General features: G+C 68.7%; 16 protein-coding genes. 8 read left to right on the top strand and 8 right to left on the bottom strand.

Going from position 1 to position 15,920, the window contains the following annotated elements; translation table 11 throughout:
• Positions 1-243: 243 nt before the first annotated feature.
• On the bottom strand, positions 244-1,842 hold the full coding sequence (serA, locus tag DMC64_RS19840) for a phosphoglycerate dehydrogenase (protein WP_073848102.1): 1,599 nt from the start codon (positions 1,840-1,842) through the stop codon (positions 244-246).
• 101 nt (positions 1,843-1,943) lie between these two features.
• On the bottom strand, positions 1,944-2,510 hold the full coding sequence (locus DMC64_RS19835) for a TetR/AcrR family transcriptional regulator (protein ID WP_125734690.1): 567 nt from the start codon (positions 2,508-2,510) through the stop codon (positions 1,944-1,946).
• A gap of 96 nt (positions 2,511-2,606) precedes the next feature.
• Between DMC64_RS19835 and DMC64_RS19830 the strand changes: the two genes are divergently transcribed.
• The 6 genes from DMC64_RS19830 to DMC64_RS19805 all read left to right on the top strand — a co-directional run bounded on the left by DMC64_RS19830 (position 2,607) and on the right by DMC64_RS19805 (position 7,908).
• Positions 2,607-3,515, top strand: coding sequence for a TIGR03620 family F420-dependent LLM class oxidoreductase (locus tag DMC64_RS19830; RefSeq protein ID WP_125734689.1), 909 nt, complete (start codon positions 2,607-2,609; stop codon positions 3,513-3,515).
• Positions 3,512-4,348 carry a TIGR03620 family F420-dependent LLM class oxidoreductase gene (locus DMC64_RS19825; RefSeq protein WP_125734688.1) on the top strand — a complete coding sequence of 279 codons (837 nt, stop codon included), beginning with the start codon at positions 3,512-3,514 and terminating at the stop codon, positions 4,346-4,348. Before DMC64_RS19830 ends, DMC64_RS19825 begins: the two co-directional genes overlap by 4 nt.
• Positions 4,332-5,288 (top strand): ankyrin repeat domain-containing protein, encoded by a 957-nt coding sequence (locus DMC64_RS19820; RefSeq protein WP_125734687.1) that lies wholly within the window; start codon positions 4,332-4,334, stop codon positions 5,286-5,288. The genes DMC64_RS19825 and DMC64_RS19820 overlap by 17 nt, the downstream gene beginning before the upstream one ends.
• A gap of 257 nt (positions 5,289-5,545) precedes the next feature.
• Positions 5,546-6,487 carry an NADP-dependent oxidoreductase gene (locus tag DMC64_RS19815; protein WP_125734686.1) on the top strand — a complete coding sequence of 314 codons (942 nt, stop codon included), beginning with the start codon at positions 5,546-5,548 and terminating at the stop codon, positions 6,485-6,487.
• Between the two features lie 81 nt (positions 6,488-6,568).
• Positions 6,569-7,450 (top strand): nuclear transport factor 2 family protein, encoded by an 882-nt coding sequence (locus DMC64_RS19810; RefSeq protein WP_125734685.1) that lies wholly within the window; start codon positions 6,569-6,571, stop codon positions 7,448-7,450.
• 122 nt (positions 7,451-7,572) lie between these two features.
• Positions 7,573-7,908, top strand: a complete 336-nt coding sequence (locus tag DMC64_RS19805; protein WP_037341939.1) for a hypothetical protein — start codon at positions 7,573-7,575, stop codon at positions 7,906-7,908.
• 34 nt (positions 7,909-7,942) lie between these two features.
• Here DMC64_RS19805 and DMC64_RS19800 read toward each other — a convergent pair whose 3' ends face one another.
• The 4 genes from DMC64_RS19800 to DMC64_RS19785 form a co-directional block, all read right to left on the bottom strand.
• Positions 7,943-8,206 (bottom strand): DUF397 domain-containing protein, encoded by a 264-nt coding sequence (locus DMC64_RS19800; RefSeq protein ID WP_125734684.1) that lies wholly within the window; start codon positions 8,204-8,206, stop codon positions 7,943-7,945.
• An 86-nt stretch (positions 8,207-8,292) separates the two neighbouring features.
• On the bottom strand, positions 8,293-9,306 hold the full coding sequence (gene ilvC / locus DMC64_RS19795; RefSeq protein ID WP_037341937.1) for a ketol-acid reductoisomerase: 1,014 nt from the start codon (positions 9,304-9,306) through the stop codon (positions 8,293-8,295).
• Positions 9,307-9,343: 37 nt separating this feature from the next.
• Positions 9,344-9,850: an acetolactate synthase small subunit gene (ilvN, locus tag DMC64_RS19790; protein WP_005162051.1), complete on the bottom strand. Its 507-nt coding sequence runs from the start codon at positions 9,848-9,850 to the stop codon at positions 9,344-9,346.
• The gene (locus tag DMC64_RS19785) at positions 9,847-11,721 is read right to left on the bottom strand and encodes an acetolactate synthase large subunit (RefSeq protein WP_125734683.1); all 1,875 of its coding nucleotides are present in this window, start codon (positions 11,719-11,721) and stop codon (positions 9,847-9,849) included. The genes ilvN and DMC64_RS19785 overlap by 4 nt, the downstream gene beginning before the upstream one ends.
• Before the next feature lie 320 nt (positions 11,722-12,041).
• Here DMC64_RS19785 and DMC64_RS19780 point away from each other — a divergent pair, with 320 nt between their 5' ends.
• The gene (locus tag DMC64_RS19780) at positions 12,042-12,500 is read left to right on the top strand and encodes a PH domain-containing protein (RefSeq protein WP_037341932.1); all 459 of its coding nucleotides are present in this window, start codon (positions 12,042-12,044) and stop codon (positions 12,498-12,500) included.
• 63 nt (positions 12,501-12,563) lie between these two features.
• Positions 12,564-14,408, top strand: coding sequence for a dihydroxy-acid dehydratase (gene ilvD / locus DMC64_RS19775; RefSeq protein WP_125734682.1), 1,845 nt, complete (start codon positions 12,564-12,566; stop codon positions 14,406-14,408).
• A gap of 66 nt (positions 14,409-14,474) precedes the next feature.
• On the opposite strand, the gene DMC64_RS19770 is transcribed toward ilvD, so the two are convergent.
• Positions 14,475-15,017 carry a DoxX family protein gene (locus DMC64_RS19770; protein WP_037341928.1) on the bottom strand — a complete coding sequence of 181 codons (543 nt, stop codon included), beginning with the start codon at positions 15,015-15,017 and terminating at the stop codon, positions 14,475-14,477.
• Between the two features lie 77 nt (positions 15,018-15,094).
• Positions 15,095-15,919, bottom strand: a complete 825-nt coding sequence (locus DMC64_RS19765) for a DUF72 domain-containing protein (RefSeq protein ID WP_125734846.1) — start codon at positions 15,917-15,919, stop codon at positions 15,095-15,097.
• Position 15,920 lies beyond the last annotated feature (1 nt).

Genomic DNA, 15,920 nt, shown 5'->3' with positions numbered 1-15,920 from the left:
CCGCTCGAACACACCCCCGACGGTGAGCCCCGGCGCCGCGCCGTGCCCTTGACGGCGCGATGGTTCGGCCTCGCCGGAAGAACCTATCCGGGGACCAGCCCGACTTCAGTAGGCATTTTTCACCGTTATTGAATCTTGCTCTTCGCGAGTGGTCGACTACTTGCGAAGAGCCCGAACAACTTGTTGGCACATAACGAAAGCCGCGTCCGTGGACGCGGCTTTCGTCGGTGGAATTCCCGCAGGTCAGCCGAAGTTGACCGCGCGGATCGTGTGCGCGCCGACGGTGGCGCCGATCGGCTCCAGCAGGTGCGAGTCGACGGAACGGTCGACGCGCAGCAGCATCACCGCGTCCGCGCCGTCGGTGGTCTGACTGATCTGCGCGGCCTCGATGTTGAGGCCAGCCTCGCCGAGCAGCGTGCCGACGCGGCCCATGATGCCCGGGCGGTCCGGGTACTCGAGCAGCAGCACGTTGCCCTCGGCCCGCAGGTCGAAGTGACGGCCGTTGACCTCGACCAGCTTCTCGACCTCGTCCTTGCCGGTGACCGAACCGGACACCGAAAGGGTCGTGCCGTCGGCGTGGACCGCGCGGACGGTGACCAGGCTGCGGAATTTGGGGCTTTCGGTCTCGGTGACCAGTTCGACCTGGACGCCCAGTTCTTCGGCGACGCGCGGCGCGTTCACGAAGGTGACCTGGTCCTCGACGACGCCGGAGAACACGCCGCGCTCGGCGGCGAGCGGCAGCACGCTGACGTCCTCGGCGGCCAGCTCGCCCTTGACCACGACGGTGACCGAGGCCGGGGCCTTCGGGTTCAGCGCGGTCAGCACGGTGCCGAGCTTCTGGGTGAGCGAGAGGTACGGCCGGACGTGCTCGCCGACCGTGCCGCCACCCGCGACGTTCACCGCGTCCGGCACGAAGTCGCCGCGCAGCGCGAGCAGCACGGACTTCGCGACGTCGGTGCCCGCGCGGTCCTGCGCCTCGGCGGTCGACGCGCCCAAGTGCGGCGTGACGACGACGTTCGGCAGGCCGAACAGCGGGCTTTCGGTGGTGGGCTCGGTGACGAACACGTCGATACCGGCACCACCGACGTGGCCGGAGCTGACCGCGTCCGCCAGCGCCTGCTCGTCGATGAGGCCACCGCGCGCGGCGTTGACGATGATGACGCCCTGCTTGGTCTTCTTGAGCGCCTCGGCGCCGATGAGGCCCTTGGTCTCCGGCGTCTTCGGCAGGTGGATGGAGATCGCGTCGGCGCGCTCCAGCAGCTCGTCCAGCGTGACCAGCTCGATGCCGAGCTGCGCGGCGCGGGCGGCCGAGACGTAGGGGTCGTAGGCGATGATCTTGGTGTCGAACGCGGCGAGCCGCTGCGCGAACAGCTGGCCGATCTTGCCGAGGCCGACCACACCGATGGTCTTGCCCTGGATCTCGACGCCGGAGTAGGCGCTGCGCTTCCACGCGCCGCCCTGGAGGCTCTGGTCCGCGGCCGGGACCCGGCGGGCGACGGCGAGCAGCAGCGCGACGGCGTGCTCGGCGGCGGAGACGATGTTCGAGGTCGGCGCGTTGACCACCAGCACACCGCGTTCGGTGGCGGCGGGGACCTCGACGTTGTCCAGCCCGACGCCGGCGCGGGCGACGACCTTGAGCGAGGTGGTGGCGCCGAGGACCTCGGCGTCGACCTTCGTCGCGGACCGCACGAGCAGCGCGTCCGCCGTCTTCACGGCTTCAAGCAGCGCGGGGCGGTCCGTGCCGTCCACATGCTGGACCTCGACCTCGTCGGAGAAGACGCTCAACACGGAGGGCGCGAGCTTCTCGGCGATGAGGACGACGGGCTTGTTCGGCTTGGTCACGATACGGCTCCCACTATCTGGTCTGTGCCTGCGACTCACTGTTGACGGTCACGCCGTTGTGCCCGGTTGCGCCGCAGTTTAGACCTGGTGACAGGGGATTGTTAACTCGCCCGTAATCCCGCGAAAACGAGATCGAGGAGCCGTTCGAGGCCCTTGTCACCCGAAAGGTGTTCGCTGGCCCAGGAAAGCGCGTGCAGCAGCACCAGTAATTCGTGCACTGTGACGTCGGCCCGGAGCTCCCCCGCGGCCTTCGCCCTTTCCACTAGTTGGGACACCTGGTCACGCATCGCGTGGCAGGAGGCGTACAGCGGCGAGGTCTCGTCGTTGAGGACGTCGACCATCAGCTCGGGCAGCCCCCGGTAACGCGCCGACTGTTCACCCATCCCGGCGAACCAGGCCTTCAACGCCTCCACCGGCTCCGAGGAGCCCAGCAGCTCGCGAGCCGCTTCGGCCTGCGCGTCGAAGCCTTCGCGGAGCACCGTCTCGACCAGCGCTTCCCGCGTCGGGAAGTGCCGGTAGAGCGTTCCGATCCCGACTCCGGCCCGGCGCGCGATCTCCTCCAGCGACGCCTCGACGCCGTTCGCGGCGAAGGCGTGCCTCGCCTCTTCGAGGAGGCGCTCGTAGTTGCGCCGGGCGTCCGCCCGCAGCGGCTTCTTCTCGGTGTCCATCGCGCTCCCGAGCCTAGTCTCGACAAATCGGAGGCAGCCTCCGTATAGTCGGGCGACGTAAGCGGAGGCTGCCTCATGTTAGCTGGGGAGACTGTGATGGACCTGATCGAAGAAACCCGGGAGCGGCTGGGCCCGGTGGGTGTCTGGCTGCCGGTCGGCATGTTCACGCCGACACCCGACGAAGAACGGCGGGCGATCCGACGCCTGGAAGAGCTGGGTTACCGCACCGTTTGGGGTGGCGAGGGGCCCGGCAACCGGGAGTTGTTCGCCTACAGCGCCATCACCCTCGCGGCCACCGGGCGAGTGGTGGTCGGCACCGGGATCGCGAACATCTGGTCGCGGCCCGCGTACACCGCCCACAGCGGCGGGCGGACGCTCGCGCAGGCGTTCCCCGGCCGGTTCGTGCTCGGCGTCGGGATCGGGCACTCGTATCAGGCGGAGAAGGCGGGCTCGGACTACCGGCCGCTCGAACAGACCCGTGACTACCTCACGGCCATGGCCGCGGCGGCGGAAGAATTCCCTTCGCCGGTCCCGTTCCCGCGGGTCCTGGCCGCCGTCGGGCCGAAGATGCTCGAACTCGCGCGGGAGCTCACGGACGGGGCGCATCCGTTCGCCCAGCCCTTCGAGCACACGCCGTACTCGCGCGAGATCCTCGGCCCGGACAAGCTGCTCATCCCCACCCATTCGGTTCTGCTCGGCGACCGTGAGCAGGCGCGGAAGAGCGTGGCGAGGGATATCGGACTGATGAAGCAGTACGGCATCCCGCACTATTTCAAGGGCTGGAAGCGGCTCGGCTACACCGACGCGGACATCGACGACGTCAGCGACCGGCTCGTGGACGGACTGACCGCGTGGGGCGACGAAGAGCGGATCGCCGGGCGGCTCAAGGAACTCGTCGACGCCGGCGCGGACACCGTGCTCGTCAATCCGGTCGGGGACGATCTCAAGTCCATCGTGGACCAGCTGGAACGGCTCGCCCCGGCGCTGACGGCGGTGACCCGGTGAGCGTCGGGATCTGGACGTTTTCCTTCGACGGCAAGGAAATCGGCGAAGTCCGCGAGGCGGCCGCGGAAGTCGAGGAGCTCGGCTTCGACACGTTGTGGTCCGGGGAGTACCTGGGCCGGGAGGCGTTCACCCAGGCGGGTCTGCTGCTCGCGGCGACCTCGCGGCTGACCGTCGCCACCGGGATCGCGCGGTTCTCGCATCGGGCACCCGTCGCCGCGGCCGCCGCCGAGCGGACCCTCGCCGAGGCGTATCCCGGCCGGTTCGTCCTCGGCCTCGGCGGACACCTCCCGGGCGCGAAACCGCTGGAAGGGATGCGCGGCTACCTCGACGAGATGGACGGGACCGAACTGTCCACACCGGACTCCCCACGCCGGCGTGTGCTGGCCGCGTTGGGGCCGAAGATGCTCGCCCTGGCCGCGGAACGCACCGATGGGGCGCATACGTACTTCGTCCCCGTCGAGCACACCGCGCTGGCGCGGGAGGCCATCGGGCCTTCGGCGTTCCTCGCCGTCGAACAGGCCGTCGTGCTGGGATCGGACCGGGAGATCGCGCGACGGCACGTGTCGATGTACCTGGAGTTGGCGGCCCACCATCAGGCGAATCTGCGGCGGTTCGGATTCACCGAAGAGGATTACGGCTCCGACAAGCTGGTGGACGCGCTGGTCGCCGTCGGGGAGGACGAGATCTCCGCGCGGGTCCAGGCACACCTGGACGCCGGGGCCGACCATGTCTGCCTGCAGGTCCTGACCGGGGACGAACGGATCCCGCTGGCCGAATGGCGGGTTCTGTCGGGGGTCGGGGGTAGCGTGCGGGAGCGTGACGTCACCGGCTGAGCTCGCCTTCGAGAACGCACGGGAACTGATCGACGCGCGAGACCTGGCGGGGCTCGCGCGCCTGATCGGCGACCTGCCCACGCTTGTCCACGCGCACGGGAAGAACGGGAACGATCTGCTCGGCATGGCCGCCGCGACCTGCGACGAGCGGCTGTGCCGGATCCTGCTCGACCACGGCGCCGATCCGGCGTCCGCCAACGTGCACGGCTGGACGGCGTTGCACCAGGCCGGGTACGTCGGATCGCCGCTGCTGGTCACGATGCTGCTCGACGCGGGCGCCCCCATCGACGTCCCGGCCCGGGGCGACGGCGGGACGCCGCTGGTGGTCGCGCTGTTCTGGGGCCATCGGAAGGCCGCGGAGCTGCTGGCTTCGCGCAGCCTTTCGCCCGGCAATCTCCGGGTGGCGGCGGGGCTCGGTCACGCCGACCTGCTCGACGAACTGCTCGCGCCGGACGGCACGCTCGCCCCCGCGGCGGGCGCACATCGCGAATTCCACCGGCCGCACAGCGGTTTCCCGGAATGGCGGCTGAGCGACGATCCGGCCGAGATCGTCGACGAGGCGCTTTCGTGGGCCGCGCGGAACGACCGGTCTTCTGCCGTGCGCACCTTGGTGGAGCGGGGTGCCCGCGTGGACGCCGACGTCTACCGGGGCACGGCGCTGACATGGGCCGCCGCCCAGGGGAAGGCTTCGGCGATCAAGACTTTGGCGGAGCTGGGTGCTTCGGTCGACCACCGGGGGACGTTCGGCGGGCTGTCGCACGGGGAGGGTGTCACGGCGCTGCACCTGGCCGTGCAGGGCGGACATGTGGACGCCGTGCGGGCGTTGCTGGCGGCGGGGGCGGATCCTTCGCTGGAGGATTCGCTGTACTCGTCGTCGGCCTTGGGGTGGGCCGAGCACTTCGGGCAGACCGAGATCCTGGCGGTGCTGCGGGGCGCCTGAGCCCTGAGACGGACCTGCCACCGCGCCCCCTCCCCCGCCCGTACGCCATGAAAGGTCCTTTCCTTGCAAATTTCGCAAGGAACGGACCGTTCATGGCACGGCCACCGGTCCCCCGAGTGTCATGAAAGGGCCGTTCAGGACGAAAAACGTCAGGAACGGCCCTTTCATGACATCCGCGAGAGGCGTGTCCCGATCCTGACGCCCCCTGGCCCGCCGGACCCTCGCCGAAAGTACGACGCTCGCCGAACAATGGACCCATGCGAGCGATCAGCCAAAACCGCCTGGGCGGCCCCGAAGTCCTCGAACTCGTCGACGTCGAAAGACCCACCCCGGGCCCGACCCAGATCCTGGTCCGGGTGCACGCCGCCGGCGTCAACCCGGTCGACTGGAAGACCCGCGAGACCGGCGGCATCGGCCCGATGGGCGATCCGCCGTTCATCCTCGGCTGGGACGTGTCCGGCGTGGTCGAGGAGGTCGGCGCCGGCGCTTCCCTGTTCTCCCCCGGCGACGAGGTCTTCGGCATGCCGTCGTTCCCGTTCCAGGCGGGCGCGTACTCCGAATACGTCGCCGCGCCGAGCCGTCACTTCGCGCGTAAACCGTCCACTTTGGACCACGTGCACGCGGCCGCGGTCCCGCTCGCGGGACTGACCGTCTGGCAGAGCCTCGTCGACACGGCGAACATCCAGCCCGGGCAACGGGTCCTGATCCACGCGGCGGCGGGCGGGGTCGGACATCTCGCCGTCCAGATCGCCAAGGCGCGCGGCGCGTACGTGATCGGGACGGCCAGCGCGCCCAAACACGAATTCCTCCGCGGACTCGGCGCGGACGAACTCATCGACTACCGCACGACGGACTTCGCCGAGGAGGTCCGCGACGTCGACGTCGTGCTCGACACGATCGGCCTGGAGTACGGACCCCGATCGCTCAAGACACTGCGCCGCGGCGGGAGGCTCGTCCAGCTCACCCGCACGAACGACGAGCGGCTGCCGGAACTGGCCGAGGCCGCCGGAGTCACCGCCGGGTTCACCCTCGCCGAGCCGGACCGCACCGGCCTGCTCGCGCTGGCCGAACTCGTCGACAGCGGACGGCTCAAGCCGACCATCGACACGGTGTTCCCGCTGGAAGAGGCCGCGAAGGCCCAAGAACTCGTGGCGGCGGGCAAGACCACGGGGAAGGTCGTGCTCTCCGTCGTGGAATGACCCAGTGGACAAGTGGAGTCTGTAGTCCGTATCGTCAAAGGCGGACTACAGACTCCGTTTATGTCCTACTGGGAGACCCTCATGACCACACCTCGCGACGTCTTCGACGCGCTTTCCGAACGCATCACCGCTCGGCGCTGGGACGAGATTTTCGCGCTTTACGCCGAAGACGCCGTCGTCGAAAACCCGCAGCGACCACCGGTGCCGACCAGGTACGAGGGTCGCGAGACCCTGCGGAAGAACTTCGGCGGCGGCCTGAACGTGCGCATGGACAGGGCGGATGTCCTGATTCACGGGACAACCGACCCAGAGGTGATCGTCGCCGAATACCGCAATGTCGGCGAGGCGCTGGACACCGGGAAGTCCTTCGACATCGCCAACATCCAGCTGCTCCGCGTGCGCGACGGGCTCATCGTCCATTCACGCGACTACCACGACTACCTGCCGCTCATCGCGGCACAGAATGGCCTGGAGAAGCTGAAGAAGGGCTTCGAAACCGCGGAGCGCGAGCTCACGCCGGTGCCGCCGCGCCCGGCGTCGACGGCGGATCCGAAGAGCCCGCGCGGCGTTTTCGAGCGGCTCGTCCACGGTGTCGCGGACGGCGACTGGGCCGGTTTGCCGGAGCTCTACGCCGAGGAAACCCATGTCACGCATCCGTTTCTGCCCGGCGCGGAGACCCTGAAATCGAGGGAAGACCTGCGTGAGCATTTCAAGTTCGGCGAGCGGGGCGCGGTCCGGTTCCAGGTCCGGGATCTGGTAATCCACGAGACCCTCGATCCCGAGGTCGTGATCGGCGAGTTCGACTACCAGGGGACTGCGGGCGGCAGCGCGGAATTCCGCGTTTCCAACATCTTCGTGCTGCGCGTGCGCGACGGACTGATCGTCGAATCGCGCGACTACGCCGACCATCTCGCCATCGCGGCCGCGACCGGCCGGCTCGACGACCTGTTTTCCCGGGTCTAGCCGGACGGGGCGGCTCCATCCGGGTGACCATGCTCGCCGGGCGGCAACGACCTCGTCGGCAAGCGCGTGAACCCGGTGGCGAGTTCGGATCCTCCGGACTCACCACCTTGAGGGAGGACTCGATGAAGAGAATCCGATCGAAGGCACGCGCGGGAAGGCCGGTCGCGGCGGCGATGGCGATCGCGGCCGGCCTTCTGGTGACGGCGGCACCGGCCGTGTCCGCGTCGACCCAAGCCATCCCACCCGACTGCAAGGTGTGGCGGAGCACAGGTTCCTGGGCGGTTTCGTCGAAATGCACTCAACGCGCACATCGAGCCGCGGCGGAGTGCCGCACTTACACCCGGCCCACCTACCAGTGGTATTTCGGCCCGTGGGCGAACAGGAACGAGGAATCGAAGGTGAACTGTCCCGCGGACACCACGAACCTGCGGGGAATGAGCGTGGACTACCCGGACTGATCAGACCACGAAAAAGCGGCCCCGAGCATCCGGTCTAGGCAGGCAGGTTGAATTCGCCGTCCCGCACGCCTTTCAAGAACGCGTCCCATTCAGTAGGTGTGAACACGAGCAGGTGACCGTCGGGTTCGACGACCCGGCGCATCGCGGTGTAGGTGACCCCGTCGACGTGCGGCACCAGCGCGTATTCGACGGCGTCCTTGAGGTTCGCGCCTTCCGGTTCGCCCCGGATCCACACCGCGTCGCTCAAGTCCAGATCGGGCCGGATATGCGCCTTGTCGTCCACCGGCTGCTCACTCATGGTGCCCACGCTATCGCTTTCCGGTACGCAAAACGAAGGGGCCCTTCACCACATCGCATGCGGTGAAGGGCCCCTTCAGCCCACGACTAGGCGGTTTCGGTGATCGGCCGGTCCACCCACGACATCAGGTCGCGCAGCTTCTTGCCGGTCTCCTCGATCGGGTGCTGGTTGCCCTGCTCCTCGAGCTTGGTGAAGTTCGGCCGCCCGGCCTCGTCCTCGGCGACCCATTCGCGGGCGAACGTGCCGTCCTGGATCTCGCCGAGGATCTTCTTCATCTCTTCCTTGACCGCCGGCGAGATGACGCGCGGGCCGCGGGTCAGGTCGCCGTACTCGGCGGTGTCGGAGATCGAGTAGCGCTGACGCGCGATGCCGCCCTCGTACATGAGGTCGACGATCAGCTTCAGCTCGTGCAGCACCTCGAAGTAGGCGATCTCCGGGGCGTAGCCGGCCTCGGTGAGCACCTCGAAACCGGTCTGCACCAGCGCGGAGGCGCCACCGCAGAGCACGGCCTGCTCGCCGAAGAGGTCGGTCTCGGTCTCCTCGGTGAAGGTCGTCTTGATGACACCGGCGCGGGCGCCACCGATGGCGGCCGCGTAGGAGAGCGCGAGCGCCTGCGCGTTGCCGGAGGCGTCCTGCTCGACCGCGATGAGCGCCGGGACGCCCTTGCCGTCGACGAACTGGCGGCGGACCAGGTGGCCCGGGCCCTTCGGGGCGACCATGGCGACGTCGACGCCTGCCGGCGGCTTGATCAGGTCGTAGCGGATGTTGAAGCCGTGCCCGAAGAAGAGCGCGTCGCCGTCCTTGAGGTTCGGCGCGATGTCCTGCTCGTAGATGAAGCGCTGCTTCGTGTCCGGCGCGAGGATCATGATCAGGTCGGCTTCGGCGCTGGCCTCGGCCGGGGTGAGCACGCGGAGACCCTGCTCCTCGGCCTTGGCCCGCGACTTCGAGCCCTCGGGCAGGCCGATGCGGACGTCGACGCCGGAGTCGCGCAGGCTCAGCGAGTGCGCGTGGCCCTGGCTGCCGTAGCCGATCACGGCGACCTTGCGACCCTGGATGATCGAAAGGTCCGCGTCGTCGTCGTAAAAGATTTCCACTGCCATGAGGGGTACTACTTCCTTTCCTGACTTACAAACAAAGTTATCGAGCGGAGGTGGCGGTGATCGAGCGGGAGCCCCGGCCGACCGCGACCATGCCGGACTGGACCAGTTCACGGATGCCGTAGGGCTCCAGCATCCGGAGCAGGGCACCGATCTTGTCCGAGGTCCCGGTGGCTTCGACGGTGAGCGCCTCGGGAGACACGTCCACCACCTTCGCGCGGAACAACTGCACTGTTTCGAGGACCTGGCTGCGCACGGTGTTGTCGGCCCGGACCTTCACGAGCAGCAGTTCACGCTGCACGGCTGTGGACTTTTCCAATTCCACGATCTTGATGACGTTGACCAGCTTGTTGAGCTGTTTGGTCACCTGTTCGAGCGGTAGCTCCTCAACGGCGACCACGATCGTCATCCGGGACACCTCGGGATTCTCCGTGGGCCCGACGGCGAGGGATTCGATGTTGAAACCACGCCGGGAGAACAGTCCGGAAACCCGCGCGAGGACACCGGGCTTGTTCTCGACCAGAACGCTCAGGGTGTGCACGCTCATCGGGCGTCTCCTTCTGCGGCCGCGTTGATTTCCGCCTCGGCGGCGACCTCGTCGTCGTCGAAGAGCGGGCGGATCCCGCGCACGGCCATGATTTCGTCGTTACCGGTGCCCGCGGCCACCATGGGCCACACCTGGGCATCCTTCCCCACCACGAAATCGATCACGACGGGGCGGTCGTTGATCTCCATGGCGCGCCGGATGGTGGCGTCGACGTCCTCCTTGGTCTCGCAGCGGAGCCCGGCGCAGCCGAGCGCCTCCGCGAGGAGGGTGAAGTCGGGGATGCGATGCTTGTGGGTACCGAGATCGGTGTTGGAGTACCGCTCGGAGTAGAAGAGGTTCTGCCACTGGCGGACCATGCCCAGGTTGCCGTTGTTGATGACGGCGACCTTGATCGGCGCGCCTTCGATGGCGCAGGTGGCCAGTTCCTGGTTCGTCATCTGGAAACAGCCGTCGCCGTCGATGGCCCAGACCTGCTTGTCCGGCACGCCGAACTTGGCGCCCATCGCGGCGGGGACGGCGAAGCCCATCGTGCCGAGGCCGCCCGAGTTGATCCAGGTGCGCGGATTCTCGTACTTCACGAACTGCGCGGCCCACATCTGGTGCTGGCCGACGCCCGCGGTGTAGACCGCGTCCGGGCCGACGAGCGAACCGATGCGCTCGATGACGTACTGCGGGGACAGCGTCCCGTCCTCGGGCCACTCGTACCCGGCCGGGTAGTCGTCGCGCCAGGCGCTCGCCTGCGTCCACCAGTCCTTCAGGTCCGGCTTCGCGGACTTGTCGGTCTCGGCGCGGACGGCCTCGATCAGCTCGGTGATGATCTCCGCGCAGTCGCCGACGATCGGCACGTCCGCCTTGCGGTTCTTGGAGATCTCGGCGGGGTCGATGTCGGCGTGGACGACGGCGGCGTCCGGCGCGAACGAGGACAGCTGCCCGGTGACGCGGTCGTCGAAGCGGGCGCCGAGGGCGATCAGCAGATCCGCCCGCTGCATCGCGGCGACCGCGGCGACCGAACCGTGCATCCCCGGCATGCCGAGGTGCTGCGGGTGCGAATCGGGGAACGCGCCGCGCGCCATCAGCGTGGTGACGACGGGGATGCCGGTCAGTTCGGCCAGTTCCATCAGCTGGCGCGAGGCGTCGGCCTTGACCACGCCGCCGCCGACGTAGAGGACCGGGCGCCGCGACTTGCTGATCAGCCGCGCTGCCTCGCGGACCTGCTTGCCGTGCGGGCGCAGCGTGGGCCGGTAGCCCGGCAGGCGCATTTCCGTCGGCCAGGAGAACGAGGTCATCTCCTGCAGGACGTCCTTGGGGATGTCCACCAGGACCGGGCCGGGACGGCCGGTCGAGGCGAGGTGGAACGCCTCCGCGATGGTGCGCGGGATGTCCGCCGGGTCGGTGACCAGGAAGTTGTGCTTGGTGATCGGCATCGTGATGCCGCAGATGTCGGCTTCCTGGAAGGCGTCCGTGCCGATCAGCGCGCGGGACTGCTGGCCGGTGATGGCGACGACGGGCACCGAGTCCATGTTCGCGTCGGCCAGCGGGGTGACCAGGTTGGTGGCGCCGGGACCGGAGGTGGCCATGCACACGCCGACCTTGCCGGTCGCCTGCGCGTACCCGGTGGCGGCGTGCCCGGCGCCCTGTTCGTGACGGACCAGGACGTGGCGGACCTTCGTCGAGTCGAGCAGCGGGTCGTACGCCGGGAGAATGGTGCCGCCGGGAATACCGAACACGACCTCCGCGCCCACCGCCTCGAGCGAGCGGACGAGCGACTGCGCGCCCGTGACCCGCACCGGGGTCCCGGCGGGCGGCGCCGGCTTGGGTCGGGCACCGGTGGTACCGGAGTTCGCATCAGCTCGCGAGGTGGCACTAGTCATCGCTGTTTGCCTCGTCTTGTCTAGTCACTCGTTCGGGTATTCATTGGCTGGTTCGGCAGTGAAATTGTTCCAGGCAACAAAAAACCCCCGCCGACCGGAGTGGTCGCACGAGGGTCGCGCGTCGACGCAGCGGAGACTTCCCTAAGCGTCGACGCGCTTGGGAAGTACGAGGCCGGTCTGCGTTGTCACAAGAGTGAAGCTAGCCGGTCGCCGTCAAGAGTGTCAACTCTGCGGGACGGCGATTCCGCATGCTGGACACCTTCGGCGCGTGGTGCGACCCGCGTTCGGGGCCGCGGAGGCGGCGGTGCACCATCTTTGACGTGGCAGAAGAAAAGCAGCGGGAACAGGCGAACGAGGACCGCAAGGCCGTCTTCAAAATCCCGAACACGGCATTGCTGGCGATCGCTTTCCTCGTCGTTTGTGTGACGCCTGTCGCGTTCGGCGACGTGCCGTATCTCCAGTGGCTCTACCTCTTCCCGATCGCGCTGGCGGTGTTCGTCATCCGGACCCGCACGACGGCGACGGCCGAGGGACTCGAGGTGCGGACGATGTTCGGGCGGAAGGATCTGCCGTGGACCTCCCTCAAGGGCCTCGCCATCACTGACAAGGCGAAGGTGCAGGCGGTGCTGAAGGACGAGACCAAGGTCGCCCTGCCCGCCGTGCGCACCCGCCATCTTCCGGTGATTTCGCTGGTCAGTGCGGGGCGGATGGCCGATCCCTCCGGGCTGACCGACGACCTGGCCGAGGCTCCGGAAAAGCGCGACGATTCCGGGGAGTAGGATTGGTAGGACCAGTTTGGCGCTCGTTCGCCCTGGTCCCCATCCCGAACCTTGGAGTCAGCCGTGCCTCAACTCCGTTCCCGGACCACCACCCACGGCCGCAACGCGGCGGGCGCGCGCTCGCTCTGGCGCGCCACCGGAATGACCGACAGCGACTTCGGCAAGCCGATCGTCGCCATCGCGAACTCCTACACCCAGTTCGTGCCGGGGCACGTGCACCTCAAGGACCTCGGCGAAATCGTGGCCGGCGCGGTGAAGGAGGCGGGCGGTGTCGCCCGCGAGTTCCACACGATCGCCGTCGACGACGGGATCGCCATGGGGCACAGCGGAATGCTCTACTCGCTGCCCTCGCGCGAGATCATCGCCGACTCCGTCGAGTACATGGTGAACGCGCACCAGGCCGACGCGCTGGTCTGCATCTCCAACTGCGACAAGATCACCCCGGGCATGCTGAACGCCGCCATGCGGCTGAACATCCCGGTGGTGTTCGTCTCCGGTGGACCGATGGAGGCCGGGAAGGCCGTGGTCGTCGGCGGGGTCGCGCAGGCGCCGACCGACCTCATCACCGCGATCGCCGCGTCGGCCAGCAGCGAGGTCGACGAGGACGGGCTGTCCATTGTGGAGCGTTCGGCCTGCCCGACCTGTGGTTCGTGCTCGGGCATGTTCACCGCGAACTCGATGAACTGCCTCACCGAGGCGCTCGGGCTCTCCCTGCCGGGCAACGGCTCCACCCTCGCCACGCACGCCGCCCGCCGGGCGCTCTTCGAGGACGCCGGGCGCACGGTCGTCGAGCTGTGCAAGCGCTGGTATGAGCAGGACGACGAGTCCGTGCTCCCGCGTTCGATCGCGTCGAAGAAGGCTTTCGAGAACGCGATGGCCCTCGACATGGCGATGGGCGGTTCGACCAACACGGTGCTGCACATCCTCGCCGCCGCGCAGGAGGGCGAGGTCGACTTCACCATCGACGACATCGACGCCATCGGCCGCCGCGTGCCGTGCCTGTCGAAGGTCGCGCCGAACTCGGACTACCACATGGAGGACGTCCACCGCGCCGGCGGAATCCCGGCGATCCTCGGCGAACTGCACCGCGGCGGGCTGCTGAACACCGACGTCCACTCCGTGCACTCGCCGGATCTGGAGTCGTGGCTGTCCACTTGGGACATCCGGGCGAAGGAGCCGTCGGAGCGGGCGATCGAGCTGTTCCACGCGGCTCCGGGCGGAGTCCGCACCACCGAGGCGTTCTCCACCGAGAACCGTTGGTCCTCTTTGGACACCGACGCCGTCGGCGGCTGCATCCACGACGTCGAACACGCCTACACCAAGGACGGCGGGCTCGCGATCCTGCGCGGCAACCTCGCCGAGAACGGCGCCGTCATCAAGTCGGCGGGTATCGACGAGGAACTGTGGCATTTCGAGGGCCCGGCCCGGGTGCTGGAGAGCCAGGAGGAGGCGGTCTCGGCCATCCTCAAGAAGGAGATCCAGCCCGGCGAGGTGCTGGTGATCCGCTACGAAGGCCCGGCGGGCGGCCCTGGGATGCAGGAGATGCTGCACCCGACGGCGTTCCTCAAGGGCTCGGGGCTGGGCAAGAAATGCGCGCTGATCACCGACGGCCGGTTCTCCGGCGGCTCGTCGGGCATCTCGGTCGGGCACATCTCGCCCGAGGCCGCCGCGGGCGGGGCGATCGGCCTGGTCCAGAACGGCGACCGGATCCTGCTCGACGTCCACGAGCGTCGGCTCGAACTGCTCGTCGACGAGGACGTGCTCGCCGAGCGGCGCGCGAAGATGGAGGCGAGCGAGCGGCCGTGGCAGCCGGTCTCGCGGGACCGGAAGATCACCGCCGCGCTGAGGGCCTACGCGCGGATGGCGACTTCGGCCGACACCGGCGCCGTCCGGGACCCGAACAAGTAGGCCGCAAGCATGCATTTAGAGGACTAAATGCGCAACGAGCGCATTTAGTCCTCTAAATGCGAGCGGTCAGCGGCACAGGACGATCACCACGACCGAGGCGGCCGCCGACAGGAGCAACCCGATCAACCCGAACGAAAGCGGCCGCTTCCGCCACGGGGTGTTGACGTCCAGCGCGATCCGCCCGGAGCCCGCGAGCAGGACGGTCAGCGAAGCCGCGGCCAGCAGGAGTTCGAACTCGAAGCCCTGCCCCTGCTTCTGGAAGAACCCGCCGCCGAACTTCACGTAGACGATGTTCGCGCAGACACCGAGCAGCGCGGCGGCGCCGATCGGGGTGAACAGGCCCACCAGCACGAGCGCGCCGCCGACCACTTCGCTGATCCCGGTGATCCACGAAAGCAGCGTGGTCTGGCTGGTGTAGCCGAGCTCGCCGAGTGCCCTGGCGAAGCCACCGACCCCAGGGCCGCCGAAGGCGCCGAAGAGGTGCTGGAGCCCGTGCGCGCCCATCGTCACGCCGAGTACCACTCGCAGGACGAGCAGACCGAGATCGATCCCGCCCCTGGTCTCCGCCGGGCCGGGGCCGCTGTCGGCGTCGGCCACGTCCGAGATCATGCTGGTCTGATAGTCATCGCTCACGCGCGAAGGGTAGGGGAAACCGGCCCGTCAGGCGACCGAACCGCCGGAGCGGCTCAGAACAAGGTCGCGGGCTCGACCGGTTCGGGCTCCGGCAGCGGGTCGAGACCGGGCACCAGGGCGCGCACGTCGTCGTGGAAGCGGCGGGCGAGCGCCGGCGCGTCGTCGTTGTCGGGGGTGTGCACGAAGACCGTCGGCGAACGGCCCTCGCGCAGCCATCCGGCGACCACCTCGGTCCACGGCCGCCATCCCTCGACGGTCACTTCGGTCGCGTCGCGGCCCAGGTAGCGGACGATCGGGCGATCGGTGAGCGCCCGCGTCCGCCGCGGCAGCCGGGGTTTCTTCGCCCAGGCGTCCTGTTCGGCTTCGCTGACCGGCGGACTCGCGAAGAAGACCGTGGTGTCGAACGGCACCCACTCGGCACCCGCGCCGGCCAGCGCCGTCTCCAGCAACGCCGTCGCGCGGGCGTCGCTGGAGAACTCCGGGTGCCGCACCTCCACGGCGCGCCGGAGACCGGCGGGGAGACGGCGCAGGAAGCGGCCGAGGGCGTCGACGTCCGGCGGGCCGAACGAGCCGGGCAGCTGGGTCCACAGGACCGCCCGCTCACCGAGGGGTTCGATCGCGTCGAGGAACGCCCGCATCTCGGTCTCGACCCCGGCGAGCCGTTTCTCGTGCGTGACGACCTTGGGCAGCTTGACCACGAACCGGAAACCGGGACCGGTCTGCCGCGCCCACGTCTCGACGGTTTCCCTCGCGGGCGTCGCGTAGAAGGTCGTGTTGCCTTCGACCGCGTTGCACCAGCCGGAGTAGGCCCGCAGGCGCTCCCCGGCGGGCGCCGACCGCGGCACGAACCGGCCCGCCCACGCCTTGTGCGTCCACATC

The sequence above is a fragment of the Amycolatopsis sp. WAC 04197 genome, from assembly GCF_003947475.1.
GTDB classification, from domain to species: Bacteria; Actinomycetota; Actinomycetes; order Mycobacteriales; family Pseudonocardiaceae; genus Amycolatopsis; species Amycolatopsis japonica.
The sequence above is the reverse complement of the archived record's forward strand: the minus strand, read 5'-3'. Positions and strand labels throughout refer to the sequence as shown.

Coding starts and splice junctions, on each gene's coding strand:
- DMC64_RS19835 (WP_125734690.1), bottom strand. CDS start 2,510: ATGGACACCGAGAAGAAGCCGCTGCGGGCGGACGCCCGGCGCAACTAC.
- DMC64_RS19805 (WP_037341939.1), top strand. CDS start 7,573: ATGAAGAGAATCCGATCGAAGGCACGCGCGGGAAGGCCGGTCGCGGCG.
- DMC64_RS19770 (WP_037341928.1), bottom strand. CDS start 15,017: ATGATCTCGGACGTGGCCGACGCCGACAGCGGCCCCGGCCCGGCGGAG.
- ilvN (WP_005162051.1), bottom strand. CDS start 9,850: ATGAGCGTGCACACCCTGAGCGTTCTGGTCGAGAACAAGCCCGGTGTC.
- DMC64_RS19810 (WP_125734685.1), top strand. CDS start 6,569: ATGACCACACCTCGCGACGTCTTCGACGCGCTTTCCGAACGCATCACC.
- DMC64_RS19765 (WP_125734846.1), bottom strand. CDS start 15,919: ATGTGGACGCACAAGGCGTGGGCGGGCCGGTTCGTGCCGCGGTCGGCG.
- DMC64_RS19785 (WP_125734683.1), bottom strand. CDS start 11,721: ATGACTAGTGCCACCTCGCGAGCTGATGCGAACTCCGGTACCACCGGT.
- ilvC (WP_037341937.1), bottom strand. CDS start 9,306: ATGGCAGTGGAAATCTTTTACGACGACGACGCGGACCTTTCGATCATC.
- DMC64_RS19815 (WP_125734686.1), top strand. CDS start 5,546: ATGCGAGCGATCAGCCAAAACCGCCTGGGCGGCCCCGAAGTCCTCGAA.
- DMC64_RS19830 (WP_125734689.1), top strand. CDS start 2,607: ATGGACCTGATCGAAGAAACCCGGGAGCGGCTGGGCCCGGTGGGTGTC.
- DMC64_RS19800 (WP_125734684.1), bottom strand. CDS start 8,206: ATGAGTGAGCAGCCGGTGGACGACAAGGCGCATATCCGGCCCGATCTG.